The sequence below is a fragment of the Acinetobacter sp. YH16053 genome (assembly GCF_013417035.1).
Taxonomy (GTDB): domain Bacteria; phylum Pseudomonadota; class Gammaproteobacteria; order Pseudomonadales; family Moraxellaceae; genus Acinetobacter; species Acinetobacter towneri.
In genome coordinates this window covers 1-4,720 of sequence record NZ_VPEP01000054.1, presented here as the reverse complement: position 1 = coordinate 4,720, position 4,720 = coordinate 1, and the positions used below count along the sequence as shown (strand labels likewise).

Below are 4,720 nucleotides of genomic sequence, written 5' to 3'. Positions count from 1 at the left end.
TTTGGGCTGTTTGGTGTTTTTGGTGTTTGGTGTTTGAGGTGTTTGGTGTTTGAGGTGTTTGGTGTTTGAGGTGTTTGGTGTTTGAGGTGTTTGGTGTTTGAACTTTCTAATTGTTTTTAGTTATTTTCTATTTAACTTATAAAACAAGAATAATAAAAACCCCCACTTTAAAGCTAGGGAAGATTCAAAACAAACCCCAAGAGGGGCTGTTATCTGATATGGCTTATCTGCTATCACTTTATCAAACCTTTTTTCTTGCGCCGATAATATGTAGCTTGACCAATTCCAAGGGCTTCCCAAGGCTTTTTTGAACGCTCTGAATCAGCTTTAGGGCCACGTTTGGACTTGGCACCTCCCTTCGCACCACGTTTAGCTTGAATCTCGCTGAAATCTCCATAGCTGAAACGCTGCCAAACCCATTTAGCAATACTCTTTGATGTCGCCTTTACTTCGCTATACGGTAAAGGTTGTTCAAAACCGCTATTAATCGCTTCTATTTGCGCCCTGACGGCTCTTTCCCACTCGTGGCTAGAGTTGTGGTGCATGTAGTCTCTAATCGCCTTATACGCCCAATGACGCCCTTTCTCGAACATGGTGACATTGCGACCTAAACCAACTACTTCAAGTTTTTTCGGTATCTTCTTCGGCAGATCCACGAAGTCAGCAAGATAATCCAGCGAATACGCTTTATCAGTCCAAAAAATCGTCCTCCACTGGTCATTGAGAGGATTTTTTGTGATCAAATGAGAATAACTGAGATCAGCACCCATTTTGAGTGCAAAAGCGTAGTAAATAGCTTGTGCGTACTTGATTGCTTTCACACTAGCAAACTCGCTTGTACAAAGCGGTATCTCAAGCTTGTAGCAGTGATGGCAATGACCGTTGATTGGGTTCTGTGTTGTCCAAAACGGCTGTGGCAAACCTGCGTCAAACCAGGATAAAGCGGAATCTTCTTTGTCATCATCAAAGACAAAGTAAATCGTCATAAGTGGCGGATTAACTTGAATATAGGGCTTTTTAACCGCAATAGATTTGGGACGAATAAGCATATAGCCTGGTTTTTCGTCCATACAATAAGGTTTAATCGGTAGGTCTTGATAAAAAATTGACCGAAAATCAGTGTCTTTTGCTTCACATTTATTCATTTATAACAGTAACCGCTTGCAAAGCTCGCAAACACTGCTAAAATTAAGACATATTCAGGTGTTTAATTTTTAGTGTTTTCAAGCATTTAAATTAAAATTCCGAAGAAAGACAGGACGGCAATCCTGTTTTTTTTCGCCTATGAAAATGTAGCACTATTTTCAGTAAAAGCATACTGCAGTAAAAACAGTGATTTAGAGATGCTTTTTTTTTCGAGTACAGCAATGTAAAACATTGCTACGCAGAAAAATAAAGGGTCATCTTCTACTTTTACGCTTGATCACGTTGAATGCTTGATTTAACTCAATCGGGTCATAGTTCAAGCTTTTACACAAAGTAAAAAAGTTTTGATTGTCCATTTTTTCATGACACCAATTTAGCTGTAACAGCCAATGTTTTTCTGCATTTAATTGTTCGCACACATCATGTAAATAAGACAAGTCTACATTTTCCATTTCAGAAAAAGTAAGCATTGCAGCATAAGCAACGTCACTGATTGATGATGTTTCAAAGTGCTCGCTAATATCTATTTTCATAATTTTTTCATCTCCTACATTGTGAATCCGTTGTCATTATTACGTTCAATAGCTTTTGTTTCAGGCTTCGCCTGAAATAACGGCTTAACTTCGTTTTCTTTTTTATCAAGATCATTTAAGCGATATTCGTTTGAAGTTCGTTCAAGTGAGAATGTCCGATTGAGCTTTTGTCGAGTGTCGTAATTCAGATGACAGCCTGATTTTTTCATATAATCAATAATGCGCTCATCATTGCGTATCATCTTGTTTACAATATCAATTTCATCTCTACTCAGCCCATTTTCATAGTGTTGATAGTGTCCTAGTTCTTGAAATTTGGTTTCGATGTAGTAAGCGACTTGCTCAATATTTCGATTCTTAAATGCTTCATGCTGACGTTCTGACCAAACAGCAATACGCTCCGCAGTCGGTGAGCGATAACCATTGTTTTTGAAATATCGAGTTAAATCAGTACAGGGCTTTGGCTTAATCACAACATTACTGAGTTGTCGTGCAATTAAATCAATGTGTTTAGTTGTTCGATCAAGTTGTTGACTGAAAGTTCTAGCTTCTGAAGCTTGTTGTTTAACTCGCTGACGTTGATTTCGTTGTCTGTTGCTGTATTCAATGATGATGCTGTCGAAAGTGCTTTCGTTAATTGCGATTGTGTGAGCTGTATATCGTCCAGAATTGGTTTTAGTTCTTGATTGATCTTGCTCTGCACTAATTTTTCGATGTTCGAGTTGTCCAGTACAGTAAGCAATTTCTCTTGCAAATGTTTTTGCGCTTGCATTGCGAATGTCTGTAAAGACTGCGACATATCTAGCTTTGGTACTTGGTTCATTTGCTGAATTAGTGCTGTGTTGCGCTGTTCTAAGTGCTCGATGTACTTCTTCTGCTCGTTGATACAAGTCTGCTGTAGCTCGTTCTGTTTCTGTAGCAAACTGACTTGCTGACTGATTAACTGCTTTAATTCGCTCATTTACTTCACCCATGAAATTATGATCAGGATTAGCAGTAATGCTGTACATGATACTGACAAAATTAGACTGATTTTCTGCTGTTGTTGCTGTGTCTGCTGTTGAGCTAAGCTCTGAATATTCAAACTTTCGGCTTGTTTCACTAAACTTTGTACCTGATTCAATAGCTCGGTTGATCTGTGCGTCAGCTTCTGCACTGATTCCTTTTGCTCTTGTGCGTTGTTGATCAAGTTCTGACAGCTCTGCTGTATTTCGTTGTCTATAAATTTCAATCGGGACCTGGTACTTGTCTGCAAAGAATCTAGCTCTTGATTCAGTTGCTCGTTGAAGTTTGTTATAGAGTTCATTAACTCGTTTTGCATCGACTTCATTTGCTCTTGATGCGCTTTGATCTGCTTCTGCTCTAGCTCGATTTTCTGCGTAAGCAGTGACATTGAATCCATCTTTATAAAACTCCCCTCCGAGCTTCACGGCTGTCTTATCACCGTGTAATTTGACTGAAATAGTGTCTTTAGCGTTTCGTGTGATGATTCCATATTCAGCAAGCGTTTGGACAACATCGTTACGGTCTTGAATCACGCCTGCGTTAATGCGTTGGGCAACGATTTTATTTAAAAGCTCTTTTTTTTCAGGCTTGGTTTTACCTGCAAAATTAATTTCAATGGCCGCCAATCTTTGTGAATGCGTGTGGTGCGGTAGCTGTACATCAGCTTTCAAAATTGCGAGGTCATCAGGTTTGGACCAGCAATGTTTTTCGTTTAAATAATCTCTGAGCTTATCGAAGTATTTTTCGTGTCCGGGAGGAGCAATATTTAATGACTTACCTGTTCCAAGATCGACACGCGGCACCAAAACATGCACATGCTTTGAACCATCTTGCGCAACATGCAAAACAGCATTCATGTGATAGCGTGTCGGGTCTAAATCAGCAAAAGCATGTTTTTCAAATTGATCTAATGTTTCTTGAATCTGTGCATCAGTCGGATTGTCTTGTTTTGACCAAGCGATTACTGCTGACGAATAGCGGTAATCAAAATCTAGGCTTTCAGTAATGGCAACAAATGTTTGTGCATCACCTCTGAGCGTCTGAATATCAGGACGCAAATCGCCTTTTGCATCTTTTTCAGCAAGTAAATAGCCAACCGCTTTGCGTGGACAGCCTTTCCCATGTTTCGTAAATTTAATGTGCATCGGTTTCGACCTCCACTAACTCAACGGCTTTGACTGCTCGGACTCTCGCATTCTCGATAGCGGTATCGGACATTGTTGTTTTTTTAATTTCACCAATCACGCTATGTATATCTTCTTGGATTGCTTGAAGCACTTGCAGACACTCGATAAAGCTAAATTCTTGAGTGAGATCCAACTCTTGTTGTTTGTCATTTTTAATTAGGTTCAAGGCTCTAGCACACTGATTCAGATTTGTACCGACTCGACCAAGTTCGAATAATACGGCTGGGTCTACTTTTGGTGGTGGTCGATGATGCTTTTTTTGTTTGAGTGGAAATGTGGGTTTCACATAGTTTTCAATTTCAACTAAATGAAATTCTGCACTAATCGCATTTTTAATTAGTCGATTGTTGAAGTCACTAAACTGTAAGTTTCTTTTCTCAAGAAAATCATCAAGCTGATTTTTTTCATCAACTGTCAGACGTAGACGTTTAACTTCTGATTTCGGATTGATCTTTTTAAATTTTGTTAAGTCTTCATCATCCATTTTTACCACTCCCCTGCTTATGGTTTTGGATGGGGGTTTGGGGGCGAAGCCCTCAACAAGACTTCTGTGCTACAACTTTTCGGAACTGCGTAGCAGGGCTGAAAATTGTAGCTACAGAGTAGGCTTGCTTAATTACAATAGCATCTTGAATTTGTAATAACAATGTTCGGTACGAATGTTGTTATACAAGTTCAAAGGCTATCTGTAATTGCGGTATTTGATGTTGAGGTATTTGATGTTGAGGTGTTTGGTGTTTGAGGTGTTTGGTGTTTGAGGTGTTTGGTGTTTGAGGTGTTTGGTGTTTGAGGTGTTTGGTGTTTGAGGTGTTTGGTGTTTGAGGTGTTTGGTGTTTGAGGTGTTTGGTG

4 protein-coding genes are annotated in these 4,720 nt (G+C 39.3%); all 4 read right to left on the bottom strand.

The features are described 5' to 3' along the window. Positions 1-233: 233 nt before the first annotated feature. The gene (locus FTV43_RS14535) at positions 234-1,145 is read right to left on the bottom strand and encodes a replication initiation protein (RefSeq protein WP_179991720.1); all 912 of its coding nucleotides are present in this window, start codon (positions 1,143-1,145) and stop codon (positions 234-236) included. A gap of 255 nt (positions 1,146-1,400) precedes the next feature. Beyond that, positions 1,401-1,679: a hypothetical protein gene (locus FTV43_RS14530; RefSeq protein WP_179991719.1), complete on the bottom strand. Its 279-nt coding sequence runs from the start codon at positions 1,677-1,679 to the stop codon at positions 1,401-1,403. A gap of 14 nt (positions 1,680-1,693) precedes the next feature. Further along, complete coding sequence (locus FTV43_RS14525) at positions 1,694-3,829, bottom strand: hypothetical protein (RefSeq protein WP_179995767.1); 2,136 nt, start codon at positions 3,827-3,829, stop codon at positions 1,694-1,696. Next, positions 3,819-4,355: a plasmid mobilization relaxosome protein MobC gene (mobC, locus tag FTV43_RS14520; RefSeq protein ID WP_179991717.1), complete on the bottom strand. Its 537-nt coding sequence runs from the start codon at positions 4,353-4,355 to the stop codon at positions 3,819-3,821. Before mobC ends, FTV43_RS14525 begins: the two co-directional genes overlap by 11 nt. Between the last annotated feature and the right edge of the window lie 365 nt (positions 4,356-4,720).